Consider the following 23,286-nt stretch of genomic DNA (forward strand, 5'->3'; position numbering starts at 1 on the left):
CACCGCGCACATAACCGTCCGCCCGGTCCGAGAACGTCTTGCAGCGCCCGTCCACCGCGAGCATCCCCGCCATGGAGAAACTGATGTGCCCGTCGACGCCGACCATCGTCTGGACGCCGCCCGCGACGGCGAGCCCGGACTGTCCCTCGCGCAGGGCCTGGACGGCGCGGTGGATGGCGACCAGGGAGCTGGAGCAGGCCGTCTCGACCGGCTCGCTCGGCCCGTGCACGTCGAGGAAGTTGCTCATCCGGTTGGGGCCCATGGAGGACACGGAGCCGGTGGCGGAGTAGCCCTCGATCACCGGCACGTGGCGGGCGACCAGGTTGCCGTAGCCGGTGTTGGTGGTGCCGACGAAGATGGCCATGTCGCTGCCGGCGACCGCGCTCGCGGCGTAGCCGGCGTCTTCCAGGGCCTTCCACACGTACAGCATCAGCAGCCGCTGCTGGGGGTCCATCAGCTCGGCCTCCCTCGGCGAGATGCCGAAGAACGCCGGGTCGAAGTCGGCGACGCCGTCCATGAAGCCGCCCCACTTGACGTTCGTGGTGTTGGGCTCCTTGACGGGATCGCCGTAGTGGGCACGCCAGTCCCAGCGGTCCGCGGGGACCTCGCCGATGCAGTCGCGGCCCTCGCTCAGGTTCTCCCAGAAGGCGTGCAGGTCCTCGGCCTGCGGGAAGCGGCAGCTGACGCCCACCACGGCGATGGGCTCGCCGGTCCGCTCCCCCGCGACCGGCGGGGCGGCCCGCTCGACGACGGAGGGCCCGTCCGGCGCGATCGTGGCGGCCGGCGGCTCGGCGTCCCGTGGGTCGGGCGTCCGAGCGTCGCCGGCTTCCGCGTCGCCGGTTTCCGCCGCGGTCCCGGGGGCCACGCGGTCGCCGTACTCGTCGAGGAGGTGGTCGGCCACCTCGCCCAGCGTCGGGTACTCGAAGAACAGCGTCGGCGCCAGCGACAGGCCGTAGCGCTCGTTGAGCCTGGTGGCGAACTCGGTGAGCGAGATGGAGTCGAATCCGTACTCGCTCATCTCCACCGCGCCGTCGATGTCGTCCTCGGGGACCTGCAGCAGCGTCGACACCTCGGTGATCAGCGAGCGCAGCAGTGCCGGGCGCCGTGCGGCGCGGTCCCGGGCGGGCGCCTCGGTCCGGTCGGCGGCCCGCCCGGCCGCGGCGGCGGGCCTCGGCGCGGCCAGCAGGGTCGCCTCGACGCGGGCGCGGTCGCCGTAGACCGCCATCACGTGGGGCAGCCCGGTGCCGTAGGCGTGGTACAGGGCGGCGATGCCCTGCCGGGCGGGCATCGGCAGCATGCCGGCCCGTTCGCGCAGTCCGCGCGCGGTGGCCTCGTCGATGCCCATGCCGCCGTCGGCCCACAGCGGCCAGCCGACCACGAGCGTCCGGCCGTGGCGTGCGCCGCGCGCCGCCTCTTCGGCGCGGCGGGCGGCGTAGGCGTCCATGAAGGCGTTGGCGGCGGCGTAGTCGGCCTGGCCCGGGTTGCCGAACGCGGACAGCGAGGAGAACCCGATGAACCAGTCCAGCGGCAGGTCGGCGCTGGCCTCGTCGAGGTGGACGAGGCCGGCCACCTTGGCGCTGAACACCTCGCGCAGGTCCTCGGCGCTCTTCTGGGCGAGGTAGCCGTCGCGCAGCACGCCCGCGGTGTGCAGGATGCCGTCGAGGCGGCCGTGGGCGGCGACCGTCTCGCGGACGCAGGCGACGACGTCGTCGCGCCGGCCCACGTCCAGCGACCGGTAGTGCGCGTCCGCGCCCGAGGCCCGCAGCTCGCGCAGCAGTCCGGCCTGGCGCGGGCCCTCGGGCGAGCGGCCACAGAGCACCAGGACGGCGCCGGGGGCCCGGCGGGCGATCTCCCGAGCGAACAGGGCGCCGAGGCCGCCGGCCCCGCCGGTCACGAGGTAGACGCCGCCGGCCTTCCAGGGCTGTTCGGGGACGGTGTCCTCGATCGCCTCCCAGCGGGGCACCAGGCGACGGCCCCCGGCGCGGCGCACGGTGCCGTCGGCGGCGCCGGCGGCTTCCTGCCGCAGCGCGGCGGCCAGCTCCTCGGCGCCGGCCGCGGGGTCCACCTCGATCAGCTGCGTGACCAGGCGGGGGTGTTCCTGCCGGGCGGAGCGCAGCATGCCGTCGAGGCCGGCGGTGAGCCGGTCGTCGCCGTGCGCGGGAACGGCGAGCTGCACCAGGACGTCGCCGTCGCGGGTGGCGGGGACCGTCTGCCGCAGGCGGGCCAGCAGTGCCGCGGCGCGGGCGGTGTAGCGCCCGGCCGGGTCGCCGGGCGCGGCGGGCAGGCCGGCGCAGGGGCGGCCGAGTGCGGCCGCGACGGCCGCCGGGTCGACCCGGTCGAGGCCGGCCAGCAGCACGTCGTGCCGGACGAACAGCCGCTCGGCGGGCTCCGGTTCGGCCTGCCGCCAGTCGACGCGCATCAGGACCAGGGCGGCGTCGTCGCCGGCGGACCGCTCCTGCTCCCGCTGCCGGGCGTCGGGCGCGGGCAGGGTGCGGGCCTGGAAGCCGAGGAGGCGTACGCACACCCGGCCGGTGTCGTCGCACAGGTCGATGTCGACCCGGTGGACGGGGCCGCCGCGGTCGCCGGCCGCGGAGCGGGCCACCGCCCAGCCGGCCGCGGGCGTCGGCGCGAGGACGTGGACCTCGTCGACCGCGAACGGCAGCGCGGCCGGCACGTCGTCGCCGTCGCCGGTCAGGGCCAGGCCCACGGTCGCCTGCACCGCGGCGTCCAGGACGGAGGGGTGCAGGGTCCAGCCGGCCGTCTCCCCCGCCGCCCGCGGCACGCGCACGCGGGCCACGGCCAGACCGGGGCCGGTGTCGAGGCGTTCCAGGCCGCGCAGGGCGGGGCCGTAGCCCATGCCCATGCGGTCGAACAGGCGGTAGCAGGCCTCGTGGTCCAGGCCGCGCGTGGCGCAGCGGGCGCGCAGGGCGTCGATGTCCAGGCGCTCGGCGGCGGGCGCGGGGCCGCGCTCGATCCGGCCCTGGCCGTGCGTCAGGCGTCCGTCGTCCCGGCGGGAGGCGACCTCGTAGGCGTAGCCGCCTTCCGCACGGCGGCGCAGGACGGTCTCCACGGTGGTGGGCCGCTCGATCCGGGCGGGCCGCGACCAGACGACGCCGCGCAGCACCAGGCCGGTGGCCGGCAGGCCCTCGGCCCGGGCGGCGGCGCACGCCAGTTCCAGGTAGGCCACGCCCGGCAGCACCGGCACGCCCCGCACGCGGTGGTCGGCGAGGAAGAACTCGGCGCCGGTCAGCTCGGTGCGGCGGACGGGGTCCGGGCCGTCCCCCGGGGCGGCGTGCCCGGCGAGCGGCGACGGCGGCGCCTCGGCGGCCGGGGCCGGGGGGCGTCCGGTGCTCGTGGGGGCCACCCAGTGGCGCTCGCCGCCGAAGGCGTAGCCCGGCAGCGGCACGATACGGAAGCCGCCGCCGGAGAACAGGTCCGCGAAGCGCGGCGCGGCGCCCCGGACGTAGGCCGCGGCCAGCTCGGCCAGCGCCTCGGGCCCGGCGTCGCCGCGCGCGGACGCGGCGGCGCGGTCGCCGCGGCCGCGCCGGTCGGTGCTCTCCCCGGTGACCACGCCCTCGGCGTGGCCGTCGCGCAGCCAGGCGCGCAGCGCCGCGGTCAGCTGGGCGCGGCCGGTGGCGACGAGGGCGAGCCGGTGGGTGCAGTGGCGGCGGCCGGTGGCCAGGGTGTAGGCCACGTCGCCGAGGTCCAGGTCGTCGTGCGCCTCGACGTGCGCCAGGAGCCGTTCGGCCTGGGCGCGGCGCGCGGCCTCGCCCTGTCCGGACAGCACCAGCAGCCAGTGCGACCGCTCGGGGTGGCGCGGGCCGCCCGGCGCGGGGGCCTCCTCGATCAGCACGTGGGCGTTGGTGCCGCTGGCGCCGAAGGAGCTGACGCCCGCGAGGCGCGGACCGGCGGCCGGCGCCGGCCAGGTCTCCAGCCCGGTGGGGACGCGGAAGGGGCTGCCCTCCAGCGTGATCGCCGGGTTGGCCTCGGCGAAGTGCAGGGACGGCGGAAGCTGACGGTGCTTCAGCGCGAGGAGCACCTTGACGACGCCGGCGACGCCGGCGGCGAACTGGGTGTGGCCCAGGTTGGTCTTGATCGCGCCGAGCGCGCAGCCGCCCTCGGGGGCGTCGCCGAACGCCTGGCACAGCGCCTCGAACTCGATCGGGTCGCCCAGCGGGGTGCCGGTGCCGTGCGCCTCGATGAACTGGATGCGCGCCGGGTCCACGCCCGCCCGCTCGTACACGCCGCGCAGCAGCCGCTCCTGCGAGGTGGCGCTGGGCGCGGTGATGCCGTTGGTGGTGCCGTCCTGGTTGACGCCGGAGCCGCGGATGACGCCGTACACGTGGTCGCCGTCGCGCAGGGCGTCGGCGAGCCGCTTGAGGACGACGACGCCGGCGCCCTCACCGGGCACGAAGCCGTCGGCGCGGGAGTCGAAGGTGTGGCAGCGGCCGCTCGGCGAGAGCATGCCCGCGCGCGTGCCGTACTGGTACAGGCGGGGCGTGGACTGGACGAACACGCCGCCGGCCAGCGCCATCGAGGTGACGCCTAGGCGCAGGTCCTGGCAGGCGTGGTGGATGGCGACCAGGGAGCTGGAGCAGGCGGTGTCGATCGACTCGGCGGGTCCCTGGAGGTCCAGGAAGTAGGAGATGCGGGAGGCGATGACCGAGGCCATGTTGCCCCACATGGTCTGCGCGGGCGCGTCCTGGCCGATCAGTTCGTGGTAGTCGCCGGGGAAGGCGCCGACGTAGACGCCGCAGTCCCGGCCGTCGAGCCGCTCACCGGCGTAGCCGGCGTCCTCCAGGGCGTGCCAGCACTCCTCCAGGAAGATCCGCTGCTGCGGGTCGGTGTAGGCGGCCTCCTTGCCGGAGATCCGGAAGAACCCGGCGTCGAAGCGGGCGATGTCGTCCAGGAAGCTGCCGTACTGCTGTCCGGCGTCCTCGCCCAGCGCCCGCGCCAGGTCCCACCGGTCGGCCTCGGTGACCAGGTCGTCCCCGGCGGCCAGGTGCGCCCACAGGGTCTCGGCGTCGGGCGACTGGGCGTAGCGGGCGGCGATGCCGATGACGGCCACGGCGTCGTCGGCCGCGGGCACGGGGGAAGAGGCCGCCCGGGCGGGGGCCGGGGAGGACGCCTCCGGGGCGGGGGCCGGGGAGGACGGGACGGCCGGCGCCGGCGCGTCGGAGGGTGCCGTCCGTGCGGATACGGCCGCGCGGACGTCGGCCCGGTGCCGGGTGACGAGCAGGTCGGTCAGCCGGTCGAGGGTGCTGTGCTCGAAGAGGGCGGTCGTCGCCAGGTCGAGGCCGAAGGCGCGGTTGATCTCGCCGACGAGCTTGACGCCGAGGAGGGAGTCCACACCGAAGTCGCTGAAGGACGCCTGCGGGTCGATCTCCCCGGGCTCCATCATCAGCGCGCGGGAGACCTCGGCGAGCAGCCGGTCCGCGACGGCGTCCCGCAGTTCGTCCCCGTCCGGGGCCGCGCCGGCGGGCGCCGGGGCGGCGGACGGCGCGGACGGTGCGGCCGGGGCGGACGGCGCGACCGGGTCGGCCGTGCCGGAGCGCGGTGCCGAGGGCGTCCGGCCGCCCGTGGCGGAGTGCGCCGGGTCGGCCTCGGCGACCAGCACCTGCTGACCGAGGTCGTCGGCGTCCGCGGCGGGCTGGGTCACCGCGCCGAAGCCCTCCTCGCGCAGCACCCGGCGCCAGGTGTGCGGATGCAGCGCCGGGCTGCCCGGCATGCGCAGTTCGTCGTCGCGGTAGAGCCACCAGCCCTCCAGCAGGCCGAAGGTGAGGTGGGCGAAGACGTGGTCGCCGCTGATCTCGTTGAGCAGCAGCATCCCGTCGTCGGCCAGCAGGGCCCGCACGTGCCGCACCGTGGTGCGGATGTCGGCGGTGGCGTGCAGCACGTTGGTGGCCACGGCGACGTCGTAGGAGCCGGGCGTCAGGCCCTGCTCCTCGGGCGGCCGGCCGACGTCGAAGGTCTGGTAGCGCAGGTAGGGGTTGTCCGGGCCGTAGTTCTCGCGGGCGTGCAGCAGGAACGCCTTGGACAGGTCGGTGTAGCGGTACTCCTCGACGTGCTCGGCGTAGGGCCGCAGCCGGGGGAAGAGCAGGGCGCTGGTGCCGCCGGTGCCGGCGCCGATCTCGATGATGCGCAGCCGGGCGCCGGGGTCGGCGGCGAGGCGCTCCTCGATCCGGGCCACCAGGGCGTCGCCGACGACGTGGTTGAAGTAGTCGGCGACCGCGTTGTTCCGGTACAGGTTCTCGACCTGGCCGAGCGAGCCGTCGGGGAACATCACGTCGGTGGCGGCGACCCGTCCGGAGAGGATGGCGGGCAGGGCCCGCAGCATGGCCGTGGCGAGGTCGGCCTGGGCGCCGAGGCCCTCGTCGTCCCGCCAGCCGGGCACGGCCCGCTCCCAGGCCCGCCAGGTGGCGGCGGGGTCCGGCACGCGGTCGGCGCGCAGCCGCCCGCCCTCCCGGCGCAGGCGCCCCTCGCGCTCCAGCCGGTCCGTGCTCGCCGTCAGCCAGCGCGCGAGCACGCCCTGCGCGCCGGTGCGGGCGACCGCCTCGTCCGGGGTGAACGGGACGCGCAGGTCGAGGCCCGAGGCGTCGAGCTGCACCTGGAGCAGGTCCAGGAGGAGGTCGTCCATCGCGGTCTGCCGCGGGTCGCGCTCCGGCCTGCGCCGCGCGGCGGGCGCGGGGCGCCGCGCGGGCCGGCGCGTCCCGCGTCCGGCGTCGAGGTCCGGGCGGCGGGCGCCCTCCACCCAGTACCGCTTGCGCTGGAACGGGTAGGTCGGCAGCGGTGTGCGGCGCACGTCGCGTCCGGCGAACAGGGGCGCGAAGTCGACGGTGGCGCCGTCGAGGTAGCGGCTGCGGGCGTCTTCCAGGGCCGGGTCGCCGTACCCGGTGGGCGGCGTGCCGCCGTCGCCCTCCAGCAGCCGGGCGAGCTCCTGGCAGTCGGAGGCGATGTAGGCCGCGCGGTGCGCGAAGTGCCGCCGGCCGAGCGCCAGGGTGTGGCTGACGTCGCCGGGCAGGAGGCCGGGAGTGCGGCGCAGGTGGGCCGCCAGGTCGGCGGTCAGCTCGCGCAGCGCCTCGGGCTGGGGCGCGGACAGCACGAACAGGTACGGCCGCCCGTCGGCCCGCCGCGCGGGCCGGGCGGGCGCGCTCTCGACGACCAGGTGGGCGTTGGTGCCGCTGAAGCCGAAGGAGCTGACCGCCGCCATGCGCCGGCCGCGGGCGTTGGGCTCCCAGCGGCGCAGTTCGGTGTTGACGTGGAAGGGGCTGTCGTTGAGCCGGATGGCGGGGTTGGGCTCCTGGTGGTGCAGAGTCGGCGGGATCTGCTCGTGGCGCAGGGCCAGGACGACCTTCAGCAGGCCGGCCACGCCCGCCGCCGAGGTGGTGTGCCCGAGGTTGGTCTTGACCGAGCCGAGCGCGCAGGAGCGGGGGCCGCCGGCCGGGCCGAACGCCTTGCGCAGCGCGTCGAACTCGATCGGGTCGCCGAGCTGGGTGCCGGTGCCGTGCGCCTCGACGAGGCCGATGTCGGCGGGGTCGATGCCGAAGTCGCCGTACACCTGGCGGATCAGCCGCTCCTGGGAGAGCGCGCTGGGGGCGGTGATGCCGTTGGTGGCGCCGTCCTGGTTGAGGCCGGAGCCGCGGATGACGGCGTGCACGTGGTCGCCGTCGGCCAGCGCGTCGGACAGCCGCCGCAGCACCACCACGCCCACGCCCTCGCCGGGCACGAAGCCGTCGGCGCGGGCGTCGAAGGTGTGGCAGCGGCCCGTCGGGGAGAGCATGCCGGCGCGGCCGGCGGCCAGGTGGGTCAGCGGCGTGGTCTGCACGCTGACGCCGCCGGCCACGGCGATGTCGGTCTCGCCGGTCCACAGGCCCTGGCAGGCCAGGTGGACGGCGACCAGCGAGCTGGAGCAGGCCGTGTCGACCGCGATCGCCGGGCCGTGCAGGTCCAGGTGGTAGGCGATGCGGGCGGGCACGATGGACGGCGCGTTGCCCCACACCGCCTGGGCGGGCGGCGCGTCGTCGAACCACTCGGTGTAGTCGCCGCCGGTGCAGCCGACGTAGACGCCGCCGCGCAGCGCGGCGAGGGAGGCGCCGACGTGGCCGGCGTTCTCCAGCGCGGTCCAGGCCTGCTCCAGGAAGAGGCGCTGCTGCGGGTCGGTGTAGGTGGCCTCCAGGCCGGTCATGTGGAAGAACCGGGCGTCGAAGCGGTCGATGCCGTCGAGGAAGCTGCCCGCCCGGCAGCTCAGTTCGTCCTCGCCGACGCCGGAGAGGTCCCAGCGCTCGATGGGGCCGACCAGGTCGTGGCCGGCGGCCAGGTGCTCCCACAGGGCGTCGAGGTCGGCGGAGCCCGCGAAGCGTCCGCTGACGCCGACGATGGCGATGGGCTCGCGGGTCAGGGGCCGGGCGGGACCGGCGAAGGCGGCCGGGACGGGGGCGGGGGGCGCGGGGGCCTGCGCGGGTGCCGGGGCCTGCGCGGGCGCGGCGGGTGCCGCGGCCGTCACCGGTGCCTCGGCCGATGACGGTGCCGGTGCCGGCAGGACCGGGTCGTGGCTCTGCTCGATGTGCGCGGCCAGCTGCCGCACGCTGCGGTGGTCGAAGATGACCGTGGTCATCAGGTCCAGGCCGAGCCGGTCGTTGACGCGCTGGATGAACTTCGCGCCGACGATGGAGTCCAGTCCGTAGTCGGCGAACGCCCGGTCGGCGTCGATCCGTTCGGCCGGCATGCGCAGGGCGTCGGCGAGTTCGCCGAGGACGACGTCCGCCACCCGGGCCGCGGAGGCCGCCGCCGTCCCGGCCGGAGGCGGCGCGGGGGCCGCGGACGGGGACGGGGCCGGGGACGGGACGGCGGGGACCTCGACGGGGTCCGCCGCCGAGGCGTCGGGGACCTCGACGGGTTCCGCCGCCGAGGCGTCGGGGACCTCGACGGGTTCCGCCGCCGAGGCGGCCGCCCGCGCGCTGCCCCGCCCGGACGTGCCGTCCGTCGCGCGCGGCAGGCGGACGACGCCGTCGCTGACCGCGACCACGATCTGCTGGCCGAGGACCAGGCCCGGGGCGGCCGGGTGCCGGATCCCGGTGAAGCCCTCCTGCGCGAGCACCGACCGCCAGCTCTCCGGGGACAGCGCCGGGCTGCCCGCGACGCGCAGTTCGGTGTCCTCGTGCCGCCACCAGCCGTCGAGCAGCCCGAAGGTGAGGTGGTTGACGAGGTAGAAGCCGCTGATCTCGTTGAGCGCCAGCAGTCCGCCGCCGCGCAGCAGCGACTTGGCGTGCCGCAGGGTCGGCCGGACGTCGCTGGTCGCGTGGAGCACGTTGGCGGCGATCACGACGTCGTACTCGCCCGCGCCGAAGCCCTGTTCCTGGGGTGCCCGGCCGATGTCGAGGACGCGGTAGTCCAGTGCGGCGTACCGGCTGCCGAAGGTGTCCTGCGCGTTCTGCAGGAACGCCTGCGAGACGTCGGTGAAGCAGTACGTGTCCGGGCGCAGGCCCTCTCGTTCCAGGCGGTCCAGGACCGGCACGGTGGTGCCGCCGGTGCCGGCGCCGATCTCCAGGACGCGCAGCGGGGCCCGCGGGTCCAGGCGCCGGCGGGCCCCGAGGTGGGCGGCGACCTGGTCGGCGAGGACGGCGTTGAAGTACCCGGCGACCCGGTTGTCCCGGTAGACGCCTTCGACCAGGGCGAAGCTGCCGCCGGGGAAGAGCACGTCGGTGGCGGCGCGGCGGCCGAGCAGGATGTCGCCGAGCGCCGGGAGGGTCGTGCCGAGCAGGGCCAGCGGGGCGCGCAGGTCGGGGTTGGCCTCGGCCCAGCCGGTGGCGGCGCGGGCGAGGCCGGCGCGGAGGGCGTCGGCGTCGGCGGCGCCGGGTGCGCCGGGCGCCCAGCGGCCCCCGGCGTCGATCAGTCCGTGCTCGGTCAGGGCGCGCAGGGTGGCGGTGAGCCAGGCGCCGAAGCGGGCGTCGACGCCGGTGCGCCGCGCCCAGCGGGCGGCGTCGCGCGGTTCGTCCAGGCCGATGCGGCGCAGTTCGGCGGCGAGGCAGCGGCACAGGTGGTCGTCGACGGCGCCGGGCACGGGTCCGGTGCCGTACGCGGCGAGCGCGGGCGGCAGCGGCAGGTCCGGGAGGTCCGGGAGGTCGTGGTGCGGGACCGGCCCGGCGGGCAGCGGGGTCAGCACCTCGTCCGCGAGGGCGCCCTCGACGGGCAGCGGGCGGCTGGTCCGCATGAAGCCGATCTGGTCCAGGGGGCCGGCCAGCAGCCATTCCAGGGCGGCCATGGCGGCCCGCGGGTCGATCGCCGCCACGCCCAGCGAGGCCAGCTCCCGCAGGTACTCAACGGGCGTGTTGCCCCAGTAGCCCCAGTTGACGACCTTCACCGGGCAGCCGAGCGCCCGCCGCAGCGCGGACGCGCTCGCGTCCTCGATGGCGCAGGCCGCCGCGTAGTGCGCCTGGTGCGGGTTGCGGATCTGGCTGACCAGGGAGGACACCAGGAGGACGAAGTCCGGGCGGTGGCCGGCGAACACCTCGGCGAAGTGCCCGCACGGTGCGGCCTTGGCCGCGCGTACGGCGTCCAGTTCGGCTTCGTCCATCGCGGTCAGCGGGGTGTGCGTGAACACCATCGCCAGGTGCACGAGTCCGTCGACGCGGCCGTGGCGGCGCAGCACCTCGTCGCGCACGCGGGCCAGCGCGTCGCGGTCGGTGGCGTCGGCGGACAGGTACAGCGGGGTGCGGCCGTGCGCGCCGACGCGGGCGGCGGCCTCGCGGATCGCGGCGTCCTCGGTGCGGCGGCCGACCCACACCACGTGCGCGTCGTAACGCCGGAGAAGGTGTTCGCTCAGCCGGACACCGAGCTCGCCGGCTCCGCCGATCAGGATGTACACGCCGTCGCGGCGGAATCCGGGGGCGTCCGGCGCGGCCGTCGCCGCGGTGGTGTCGACGGCGATGAGGCGCCGCTGGAGCCACTGGCCGCCGCTGCGGGCGCAGGGGTGCGCGCGGTGGTCGGCCGGGAGGGCGAACAGCTCGCGCGGGTCGAGGGGACGGCCGTCGGCGAGGTCGGCGGCGCGGACCCGCCACTGCGGGCACTCCTTGGCCAGCCCGCCGAACAGGCCGTGCAGCCCGGCCTGTTCGGGGTCGACGTCCGCGGTGCCGGCGGGATCGAAGGCGTGCCGGGTCACCAGGGTGAGTTCCAGCGGGCGGTCGGCGGCACCGGTCGCGAGCAGCGCCTTGACGAAGCGGAAGGCGTGGCGCAGCGCGTCGCCGTGCGCGCCGGCGCCGGGGCGGGCGCCGGAGGCGGCCGGGGTCGTCGGGAAGGCGGCCACCACGCGGTCGACGGGGCCGTAGGAGGCCAGTTCGCGGCTCAGGTCGTCGATCGCGCGGTCGGCGGTGTGGAGGGTGAGCAGGCCCGGGTGCAGGCGGTGCAGGGCGTCGGCGTCCCGCGGGGACGGGTTCACCGCGAGGACGCGCTCCGCCGTGCCGGGCCCGCCCGCGGCCCGGTCGGGGCGGACCGGCTCCCAGACGGGGGCGAGGGTGAGGTGACCGGCGGGGAGGGCGGCGGGGGCGCCGGCCGCCGGGGCGGGGGGCGCCGGGGTCGCCCGGGGTGCCGGTTCGGGGGCGGGCGCGGGCGGCGGGGCGGACGCGGGTGCCGTCCGCGGCAGCGCGTCGGTGAACCAGTACCTCTCGCGGGCGAACGGGTAGGTCGGCAGGCCCACCCGGCGCGGGGCCGGCCCGTCGCCGTACAGGCGGGCCCAGTCCACCGTGAGGCCGTGCGTCCACGCCTCGGCGAGGGGCGCGAGCTTGCCGCGGGCGGCCCAGCGGGCGACGGTGTCCTGGAAGTCGTCGTCGGCGGTGAACGCGGCGGCGGGTTCGCTGCGTCCGCCGCCGTCGCGCAGGTACGCCCCGGCGGGCAGTGCGGTGCCGTCGGCGCACGCGTCGAGCGCGTCCAGCAGGCCCGGCAGGGTGTCCGTCACCACGGCGAAGCGGGCGTCCATCGCCTCCCGGCCGACCTGGAGGGTGTAGGCGATGTCGGCGAGGTCGCCGTCGCTCCAGGCGCCGGAGCGCAGCGCGTCGGACAGCCGCCGCGCCGAGTCGCGCAGCCGGTCGGCGTCCTGGGCGGACAGCACCGCGACGACGGAACCGGTGCGCCGGGGGCCCGGGTCGGACATGACGTACTCCTCCACGACGAGGTGGGCGTTGGATCCGCCGGCGCCGAAGGCGGAGAGGGCGGCGAGCCGGGGCCGTCCCTCGGGGCGCGGCCACGGAGCGGCCTCGCGCTGCAGGACGAAGGGGGTGTCGGCGAAGTCGATGTGCGGGTTGGTGCGTTCGGCGTGCAGCGACGGCACGAGGCGGCCGTGCCGCATCTGGAGCAGGATCTTGGCCAGGCCCGCGATCCCCGCCGCGCTCTCCAGGTGGCCGATGTTCGACTTGGCGGAGCCGATGGCGCAGAAGGCCCGGTCGTCGGTGAACTCGGCGAAGGCGGACTTCAGGCCGGCGATCTCGATGGGGTCGCCCAGCGCGGTGCCGGTGCCGTGGGCCTCGACGTACTGGATGTCCCGCGGGTCGATGCCGGCCTGCCGCCAGGCACTGCGGATCACCGCGGCCTGCGCGTGCGGGTTGGGCACGGTGAAGCCGTGGGTGCGGCCGCCGTGGTTGACGGCGGTGCCGCGGATCACGCCGAGGATGCGGTCGCCGTCGGCGACGGCGTCGGCGAGCGGGCGCAGCAGGACGGCGCCGACGCCCTCGCCGGGCACGTAGCCGTCGCCGCCCTCGCCGAAGCTGCGGCAGCGGCCGTCGCTGGAGGCGAACTGGCCCTGGCCGATCATCAGGTACTTGCTCGGGTGCACCGACACGTTGACGCCGCCGGCCAGCGCGACCGCGCACTCGCCGCTGCGGATCGCGGCGCACGCCAGGTGGACGGCGGTCAGCGCGGAGGCGCACATGGTGTCGACGGCGACGCTGGGACCGCTCGCGTCGAGGAAGTACGACACCTGGTTGGCGATGGACGCCAGGCTGCCGGGGACGACGACGTGCTCGCCGCGCGCGATGGCCTCCGCGCCGTGGAGCTGGTACTCGGTGTACATCGCGCCGACGAAGACGCCGATGTCCCCGGCGTCGCGGTGGACGCGGCGCCGTGCGGCCGAGCGCAGCGCGTCGCGCGTGTAGCCGGCGTCCTGCAGCGTCTCGTAGGCGCACTGCAGGAACAGCCGCTCCTGCGGGTCCATGGTGGACGCGACGCTGGGCGCGATCCCGAAGAAGAGCGGGTCGAACTCGTCGACGCCGTCGATGAAGCCGCCCCACTTGCTGTAGGTCCGGCCGGGCACGCCGCGGCGCGGGTCGTAGAACCGGTCGTGGTCCCAGCGGTCGGCGGGGATCTCGGTGACGCTGTCCCGGCCGGCGAGCAGGTTCTCCCAGAAGGCGTCCAGGTCCCGGGCGCCGGGGTAGCGGCCGGCCATGCCGACGACGGCGATGGCCGTGCCTCGGTCGCCGTCGGCGGCGTCGGCGGCGTCGGCGGCGGCCGGTCGCCGGTCGGGGCCGGGGGCGGGGGCGGGGGGCCGCTCCTCGACGGCGGCGGCCCGTCCGGCTTCCGGCGCCGGCTGTGCCGCCGCCGGGGCGGCGGGTGCCGTGGGGTCGACGCCGACGAGTGCGGCGAGTTCGTCCGGCTGGGTGCGCACGAAGTGGTCCACCAGGCCGTCGATGGTGCGCACCTCGAAGAACAGGGTGCTTCCGACATCGCGCAGGTGCGCGCGGACCGCTTCGGTGAGCTGCACGACGAGGATGGAGTCGATGCCGTAGCGCTCCAGGGGCACGTCCGCCTTGATGTCCGGCAGCGGCAGGCGCAGCGTGTCGGCGACGAGCCCGCGGAAGAAGGCGCGGGCCGGTTCGCGCAGTCGCGTCGCCGGGTCCTCAGCCGGTGCGGGCACGGCCGCGGTCCCCCCGGGCGCGGCGGGCGCGGCGGGAGCCGCCCCGGACGCGGGCGCGTCGGCGGGCCCGGGCCGGGCCGCCGGGGCGGTCGGCGCGTCCGCCGGGGCGGTCGGCGCGTCCGCCGGGGGCGTGCCGCCCCGGAACGCGCAGACCCCGTCGGGGCGCGGCTGGCGGATCGCGCCGTCGCTCTCGGCGACGATCACCTGCTGGCCCAGGTCGTCGGCGCCCTCGGCGGCGACGAAGGCGCCCCGGAAGCCGAGTTCGCCGAGGAGGCGCCGCCAGGCGGCGGGGGTGAGGCCGGGCGAGCCGGCGATGCGCGGCGCCGGGTCGTCGTAGCGCCACCAGCCCTCCAGCAGCCCGAACGTCAGGTGGCTGAAGAAGACGTTGTCGCTCAGCTCGTTGAGGAGCAGCACGCCGTGCGGGCGCAGCGCGGCCTTGACGTTGCGCAGGGTGGTGCGGATGTTGCGGGTGGCGTGCAGCACGTTGGTGGCGACGACCACGTCGAAGTCGCCGGGCCGTACGGACTGGCCGGCGAGCGGCTGCTCGATGTTCAGCAGCCGCTCGTCGAGGTAGGGGGCGATGTCGCCGTACTCCCGGCGGGCGTGCAGCAGGAACGCCTTGGACAGGTCGGTGTAGCAGTACGTCTCGACGTGCTCGCTCCACTGCCGCAGCCGCCGGAAGACGACGGCGCTGGTGCCGCCGGTGCCGGCGCCGACCTCCAGGATCCGGATGCGCGCGGCCGGGTCGTCGGCGAGCCGGCGGCGCAGGTAGTCCACCAGGGTGTCGGCGAGGACCGCGTTGAAGTAGTCGGCGACCGGGTTGTTCTTGTAGACGGACTCGACCAGGCGCAGCGAGGAGCCGGGGAACATCACGTCGGTCGCCGGGCGGCGGCCGGTGAGGACGTCGGTCAGGGCGCGCAGCGTGGTGTCGACCAGGACGGCCTGGGCGCGCTTGGCGTCCTGGGTCTCCCAGACCGCGCGGGCGGCGTCCCAGTCCCGCCAGGCGGCGTCGAGGTCCACGGGGCCGGGGGCGGCCGCCGCGTAGCGGCCGTCGGCGTCGCGCCGCAGGTAGCCGGCCTCGGTCAGCACGTGCAGGGTGTGCGCCGTCCACCGGGCGTAGCCGGCGGTGATGCCGCCCGTCGCGCGCCACTCGTCGGCGGTGGCGGCGCGTGTGCCGTCGAACAGGCCGAGGGAGCGCAGCAGCGCCCAGGTGATGCGCAGCAGCGCGTCGTGCATGGAGCCGGCGTGCCCGTCGGCCTCGGCGCGCAGCCGCCCGATCTCCTCGCGCCGGTCGGGGCGGCCGTCGCGCAGGGCGGTGATCAGGGACGGGGTGCGCACCGGGTGGTGTTCGACGGCGTCCTCGCCGTACAGGCCGTCGATGCTGCCCGGGTGCGTGGCCTTCAGCAGGGCGAGCTGCGGGTACGGCGAGGCGAGCAGGGTGTCGTAGGCGGCCATGCCCTCGTCGGGTTCGATCGAGGCGAGCCCGGCCTGCGCCATGCGGCGGCGGTAGTCGTCGCCGGTGACGATGCCGACGCCGGCCCAGTAGCCCCAGTTCATCACCTTGACCGGGCAGGGCAGGCGGTCGCGCAGGTACTCCGCCCAGGCGTCGGAGAAGGTGCAGCCGGCGGCGTAGTTGGCCTGCCCGGGCGCCTTGAAGAACGCCTGCATGGAGGAGAAGAACGCCACGAACCGCAGCGGCTGGTCGCCGAAGGCGTCGGCGAGGTTGACCGACACGTCGGCCTTGGCGGCGTACGTGGCGCGGAACCGGTCCTCGTCCATGCGGGCCAGGCTCTGGTCGCCGAGGACGATGGCGGTGTGCAGGACGGCGCGCACGGGGCCGTGCCGGCGGACGATCTCCTCGCAGGCGGCGCGCAGCGCGGCCGGGTCGGTGGCGTCCGCCTGCACGTAGTCGGGGCGCGGCCCGTGCCCGGCGAGCGCGGTGCGGCGGGCCTCGACGGTCTCGTCCAGGGGGCGGCGGCCGATCCAGACGACCCGGGCGCCGTGGCGGCGCATCACGTGCTCGGTCCACACCGTGCCGATGCCTCCGGCGCCGCCGATGGCCACGACCACGTCGCCGGGCCGCAGCCGCTCCTCGCCGGGCGAGGGCGCGGGCGCGGTGAGTTCGAGCAGGCGCTGGCGGTACCACTCGCCGTCCCGGTGGGCGAGGGTCTCGCCGCGCGGATCGGCGGGCAGGGCCAGCACCTCGTCCCAGGGGACGCCGGCGCCGGCGCCGATGTCGGCCACCCGGACCCGCCAGTGCGGGTACTCCTTGGCGACGGTGCCGAACAGGCCGTGCACGCCGGCGTGCGCCGGGTCGACGGCACGGTCGCCGGCCAGCCGGCGTGCCTGCCGGGTGATCACGGTCAGGCCGAGTTCGCGGGCGTCGGCTCCGTCCGCGAGGAGCGCCTTGACGAGGCGGAACGCGGTCAGGACGGCGTCGGTGCCGCTGCCGGGCCGGGCGGCGCGCTCCGGGGCCAGCCACACGGCGTGTTCGACGCCGGGCGGCAGCAGCGCGGCGAGCCGCTGCGGCGAGTCGGCGTCGCGCGGGTCCAGGACGGTGGCGTCCGGGTAGCGGCGGCGCAGCTCGGCCCGCTCCTCGGCGGTGCCGCCGAGGACGGCCAGGCGCGTCGCGGGCGCGGGCCAGCGGGGCGCGTCGCCGGCCGGCAGGGCGTCCCAGACGGGGACGAGCAGGCGGGCCTCGGGCGTCCCGGGCGCGGGGTGCGGCTGCCCGGGCGCGGGGTGCGGGACTCCGGGCGCGGTCCGCGCGGGCTCGGACTCCGGTGCGGTGCCGGGGGCGGCGTCCGGTGCGGTGCGGTGGCGGGAGGAGTAGCCGCGCAGGCTGACGCGGAGGCGTCCTTCGTCGTCGTACACGTCGATGTCCGCTTTCTGCACGCCGCGCCGCGCGGACGGGGCGTAGCCGTCGCTGTGCCGCAGGTGGGCCCACATGCGGCCGGTGGTCGGGCCGAGGATGTCGAGGGAGTCGAGCGCGAACGGCAGGGCGGGGGCGCCGGCGTGGTCGGCCAGGGCGCCGGTGCGGTCGCCGTACAGGCCGACGACCGCCTGGATCGCGGCGTCGAGCATCGCCGGGTGCAGCGCGTACGACGTGTCGCGGGCGGCTTCGGGCAGCACCAGCCGGGCCAGCACCTCGCCGTCGCCGACGGCGAGGGAGTCCAGGGCGCGCAGGCGCTCCCCGTGCCGGATGCCGACGGCGCCGAGGGCGGCGTAGCACTGCTCGCGGGTCAGGGTGTGCCGGTCGCAGCGGGCCCGGAGTTCCTCGGGCCGGATCCGGCCGGCCGGCGGTGCGGCGGGGGTGGCGATCCGGCCCTGGGCGTGCACCTCGCGCGGCGCGGCGCCGGCCCGCCGGACGCGGAAGCCGGTGCGGTCGGCGTCGAGTTCGACGCGCAGTTCGGCCGGCCGGGCGCCCGGGCCGTCGGCGTCCGGTGCGAAGGGGGCCGGCCAGACCACGTCGCGCAGGCCGAGCGGCGCGAAGGTCTCCCCCGACACCGCGCGGCGCACGGCCTCCAGGGAGACCACGGCGGGCAGGACCGGGCGACCGCCGACGTGGTGGTCGGCCAGGAAGAACTCGGTGCCGGCGAGCGGCCACCGGTACGCGTCGGGCGCGGTGGCCCGCTCGCCGCCGGGCCGGGCCTCGTCGGCCCAGTAGCGGTCGCGTTCGAACGGGTACGTCGGCAGCGGCACCACCCGGCGGGCACCGGCCGGGAAGTGGTCGGCGAACCGGTCGACGCGGCCCTCGACGTAGGCGCGGGCCAGCTCCCGCGGGGCCGGCCGCGTCGTGGGGGCGGCGGCCGGGGCGGCCTGCGCGGAGACCTCGCCCCGGTGGACGGCCGGGCCGCCGGTGCCGGCGAGCCAGGACCGGAGGTGCGCGGCGAGGGTCGGCAGGTCGGCGGCGAGGACGGCCAGCCGGTGGTCGAAGTGCCGCCGGCCGGCGGCGAGGGTGTGGGCGACCGCGCCGGCCGGCGGGGCGGGCGCGGCGCCGAGGTGGTCGGCCAGGCGCCGCGCCGCCTGGCGCAGGGCCTCGGGGGTGCGGGCGGACAGCAGGAAGGCGTGCTCGGTGCCGTCCTCGTCGGTGTGCGCGGGCTGTGCGTACTCCTCCAGGACGACGTGCGCGTTGGTGCCGCTGGCGCCGAACGAGCTGACGGCGGCGCGGCGCGGCCCGTGGTCCGGCCGCGGCCACGGGCGCAGCCGGGTGTCGACGCGGAACGGGCTGCCCTGCAGGGCGATCGCCGGGTTGCCGCGGGTGAAGTGCAGGGTGGGCGGCAGCTGCCGGTGGTGCAGCGCGAGCAGCGCCTTGATGACGCCGGCGACGCCCGCGGCGAACTGGGTGTGGCCGAGGTTGGTCTTGATCGAGCCGAGCGAGCAGCTTCCCTCGGGGGCGCCTTCGAACGCCCGGCGCAGGGCGCGGAACTCGATGGGGTCGCCGAGCGGGGTGCCGGTGCCGTGGGCCTCGACGAGCTGGATGCCGCCGGGGGTAATGCCGCACTCCTCGTGCACGGTGCGCAGCAGCCGCTCCTGCGAGACGGCGCTGGGCGCGGTGATGCCGTTGGTGGTGCCGTCCTGGTTGACGCCGGAGCCGCGGATCAGGCCGTAGACGTGGTCGCCGTCGCGTTCGGCGTCGGAGAGCCGTTTGAGGACGACGACGCCGGCGCCCTCGCCGGGCACGAAGCCGTCGGCGTCGGCGTCGAAGCTGCGGCAGCGTCCGCTCGGGGAGAGCATGCCGGCGCGGTCGGCGGAGACGTACAGGCGGGGGGTGGTCTGGATGAACACGCCGCCGGCCAGGGCCATGTCGGCGGCGCCCGCCCTGAGGTCGCGGCAGGCCAGGTGGAGGGCGACCAGGGAGCTGGAGCAGGAGGTGTCGACGCTGAGGGCGGGCCCGGTCAGATCGAGGTGGTAGGCGATGCGGGAGGCCACCACCGAGCCCATGGTGCCCCACAGGGCCTGGGCGGGGGCCCGCTCGCCCAGGTGCTCGTGGTAGTCGCCGGCGTAGCAGCCGACGTAGACGCCGCAGGTGCGGGAGGTGAGGCGTTCACCGGTGTAGCCCGCGTCCTCCAGGGCGTTCCAGCACTCCTCCAGGAAGATCCGCTGCTGCGGGTCCATGGCGGCGGCCTCGACGCCGGAGATCCCGAAGAACACCGGGTCGAACCGGTCGATGCCGTCGACGAAGCTGCCGGCGCGGCAGGACACGCCGGGTGCCTCGCGGTCGAGGTCCCAGCGGGTGACCGGGCCGACCAGGTCGTCCCCGGCGGCGATGTGGCGCCACAGGGCCCGCGGGTCGGGCGCGTCGGCGAAGCGGGCGGCCAGGCCGACGACGGCGATGGGTTCGTCGGCGGGCAGGGGCTGCGGGCGGGGCGTCCCGGCGGCCGGCGACGCGGCGGCGGCCTCCGACGCCGCGGGGGCGGCGGGGGCGGCCGGGGCGCGCAGGGTGTCGCCGTACGTCCGCACGATGAACGTGTGCAGTCGCTCCACCGAGCCGTGGTCGAAGAGGTCGGTGGTCTCCAGGCCGGTGCCCAGCGTCTCGTTGAGCGTCTGCACCACGTTGACGCCGAGGATGGAGTCGAGCCCGAGGTCGGCGAAGGGCCGGCGCCGGTCGATCTCGTCGGCCGGCATCTGGAGGGCGTCGCCGACCGTGGCCAGGACGATGCGTTCGACCTCGCGGGCGTCGGCACCGGGGGCGGGGGCGGGCTCGGCGGCCTGGCGGGCCGCCTCGGGGGCGGGGGCGGGCGCCGGCGCGGGGCCGGCGAGGGAGGCGGCCGTGTCGAACCAGTAGCGGGGCCCGGCGAACGGGTACGTCGGCAGGTGCAGGCGCGCCGGGGCGCGGTCGCCGTCGTGCAGCCGGGTCCAGTCGAGCGGCATGCCCTTGGCCCAGAAGGCGGCCAGCCGCAGCCACTCGCCGCGGGCGGCCCACTGGTCGGCGAGCCCGCGGACCTCGGGTCTGTCCGCCAGCGCCGCCCGGGTCTCCCGGGTGGTGCGCACGCGGTCGCGGCCCCAGGGGCCGTCGGCGTCCGGGTCGGCGAGGTAGGCGGCCAGCTGCGCGCGCCACTCCTCGGCGCGCGCCGCGACGAAGCACAGCCGCTCGTCCATCTCCTCGCGGCCGGTCTGCAGCGTGAAGGCGACGGCGCCGAGGTCGACGGGCGCACCGGCGCCGTCCAGCCACGCCGCCATCTGCTCGACGCGGGCGCGCAGCGCCTGCGGGGTGCGTGCGGACAGCGGCAGCAGGAAGGGGCCGGACGAGGGGGGCGGGGCGGGGCGGTCGGCGGGGGCCCGGTACTCGGCGAGGACGACGTGCGCGTTGGCCCCGCCCGCGCCGAAGGAGGACACGCCCGCCACGCGGGGCCGGCCGTCGGCGGGGGCCGGCCAGGGTGCCCGCCGGGTCTGCACCGTGAACGGGGTCGCGGCGAAGTCGATCTCCGGGTTGGGCGGTTCGGCGTGCAGGCTCGGCACCAGCTCGCCGTGTTCGAGCTGGAGGACCGCCTTGGTGAGACCGGCGATGCCGGCGGCGGCCTCCAGGTGGCCGATGTTCGACTTCACCGTGCCCAGGGCGCACGACGGGCGGTCCGCGCTGTCCGGCAGGCCCTCGGTGAACGCCTGCGTGAGGCCGTCGATCTCCACCGGGTCGCCGAGCCGGGTGCCGGTGCCGTGCGCCTCGACGTACCCGACCTGGTCGGGGGTCACGCCCGCGCGTTCCAGCGCCTCGCGCACCAGGGCGGCCTGGGCGCGCGGGTTGGGCACGGTGTAGCCGTTGCTGCGGCCGCCGTGGTTGACGCTGGAGCCGAGGATGACCGCGCGCACCGGGTCGCCGTCGGCCTCCGCCCGGGACAGCGGCTTGAGCAGGACGGCGCCGACTCCCTCGCCGGGCACGAAGCCGTCGCCGCCCGCGCCGAAGCTGCGGCAGCGGTCGCCGGAGGCGAGCATCCGCGAGCGGCACAGGTCGACGTAGGTCGAGGGGTGCAGGTACAGGTTGACGCCGCCCGCGATGGCCAGTTCGCAGGCGCCGCGCCGCAGTTGCTCGCACGCCTCGTGGACGGCGGTCAGGGACGCCGAGCACATCGTGTCGACCGGCATGCTCGGGCCGCGCAGGTCCAGGAGGTAGGACACGCGGTTGGCGAGGGAGGCGAAGGAGGTCCGGGGGGCCGGCGGCACGTCGCCGTCCGGCGCGGCGGGGCGGTGCCGGTCGAAGCCGGTCTTGGTGACGCCCGCGAACACGCCCACCCGGGAACCGTGCTGCTCGGCGAGGCGCCGGGGCGTGTACCCGGCGTCCTCCAGCACGGCCCAGGCGCACTCGATGAACAGCCGCTCCTGCGGGTCCATGTCGGCGGCGGTGCGCGGCGCGATGCCGAAGAACGCGGCGTCGAACCGGGCGAAGTCGTCCAGGAACGCGCCCCACTTGCTGTAGCTGGCGCCCTGCCGTACGGCGCGCCGGGCGTCCGGCTCGAAGAAGCCGTCCAGCGGCCAGCGCTCGGCGGGGATCTCGCGCACGCTGTCGCGTCCGGCCCGCAGGTTGCGCCAGAACGCGGCGAGGTCGGGGGCGTCGGGGTAGCGGCCGCTCAGTCCGATGACGGCGATCGGCTCGTCGGCCGGCCGGGGGCGGGCGGTCACGGCGGCCCGCGAAGCGGCCCCGGGGGCGGGGGGCGCGGCGGGCGCGGCCGGGGCGGGGGGCCGTACGGCCGTGTCCGCGGCCCGGTCCGTGGACGCGGGCGCGTCCGGGGCGGCCGGAGCCGGTGCGGTGGCGGTCGCGGCCGGTGCGCCGTCGAGCCAGCGCCGGCTGCCCTCCGGGTGGTGGTCGGCCAGGTGGTGGGCGAGTTCCCGCAGGGTGGGGTGCTGGTACAGCAGCGACTTGGGCAGGGCGCCGAACCACTGCTCCAGGTGCCGGTTGAGCCGGGTGACGGCGAGCGAGTCGATGCCGTAGCCGTCCAGCGGCGCGTCGGCGTCGAGGCGGGCGGCGTCCAGGCGCAGCGTGGTGGCGAGGAGTTCCTTGACCTTGGACAGCACGCCGGCGCGCAGCGCGGTGGCGGGCGGCGCGGTGACGGGCGCCGCCGGCGGCGCGGGCGTGCCGGGCTGCGAAGCCCCTGCTCCTGGGGGCTGCTCCGCACGGGTCCGCGGCCCGGTCCCCCGCCGGTCGGCGACCAGCACGTACGGCGCGTCCAGCCGCACCGCCTCGTGCAGGGCGCCCAGCGCGGTGGCCGTGTCGAGGGGGTGGCCGAAGCGTTCGGCGAGTGCGGGCAGGTCGTCGGCGGGGACGCTCATGCCGCCCTCGCGCCACAGCGGCCAGGCGAGGGACAGGCTCCGGCCGTGCCGCAGCCCGGACGCGACGAGGTGGCTGCGGTGGGACAGGTAGGCGTCCAGGAAGCCGTTGGCGGCGGCGTAGTCGGCCTGCCCGGCGTTGCCGAGGCTGCCGCAGCCGGAGGAGAAGGCGATGAGGAAGTCGAGCGGGAGATGGCTGCTGGCCTCGTCGAGGTGGACCAGGCCGGCCACCTTGGGCGCCAGCACCTCGTGCAGTTCCTGGTGGCTCTTGCGCAGGACGTAGCCGTCGCGCAGCAGCCCGGCCGCGTGGACGATGCCGTCGAGGCGCCCGTGCCGCCGTACGACGCCGTCGACCGTCTCGGCGACCGCGGCGGCGTCGGTGACGTCGGCCCGGACGTACTCGGCGGCGGCGAGTCCGCGCCGGTCCACGCCGTCGGACGCGCGGCGCCCGCACACCACGAGGCGGGCCGCGGGGGCGTGCCGGGCGAGGTCGGCGGCGAGCAGCCGGCCGATGCCGCCCGCGCCGCCGGTGACCAGGTACACGCCGTCGGGGCGCCAGAGCCGCGTCTCGGCCGCCGGGAGCTCCGCGGCGGGCCGCCACCGCGGCAGCTGCCGGTGCCCGTCGTGGTAGCGCACGTGCGCGTCCCCGGCGTCCTGCTCGGCCCGGAGGATCCCGGCCAGGTCCTCGGCGGCGGGCCACGGGGCGAACTCGACGAGCTGCACGGCCAGCGCCGGCTCCTCCAGGGCGGCGCTGCGCAGCATGCCGAGCAGGCCGGCGTAACCGTGGGGGCCGCGCTCGGGGCAGGCCACCTGGACGACGCGCCGTTCCCGGTGCGGCTGCCCGAGCAGGCGCTGCAGTTCGCCGAGGAGCCGGGTGGCGGCCCGTCGGTAGGTCGCGGCCGGTCCGTCACCGGCGCTGTCCACGCGGGCGAGGGACACTCCGGGCAGGCGGCGGCGGACGGCGGCCTCGTGGGCGTCGTCGGCGTCGCACAGCACGATCAGGCGCCGGGCGGGCGCGGCGGCCGGGGTCCGGTCGCCGAGGGGCCGGTCGTGCCAGTGCGGCGTCAGCAGGAGGTCCCGGGGCGCGGGACGCTGCGGTGCGGAGGGTGTGGTGTCCATGGGGGGCT

General features: G+C 77.1%; 1 protein-coding gene. It reads right to left on the reverse strand.

What is annotated here, in order from left to right:
- Positions 1–23,278 (reverse strand): SDR family NAD(P)-dependent oxidoreductase (locus tag ACIBAI_RS27745; protein WP_399038430.1); only part of this gene is annotated, 23,278 nt, incomplete at its 3' end.
- Positions 23,279–23,286: the final 8 nt, after the last annotated feature.

The sequence above is a fragment of the Streptomyces sp. NPDC051041 genome (genome assembly GCF_044456065.1).
GTDB lineage: Bacteria > Actinomycetota > Actinomycetes > Streptomycetales > Streptomycetaceae > Streptomyces > Streptomyces glaucus.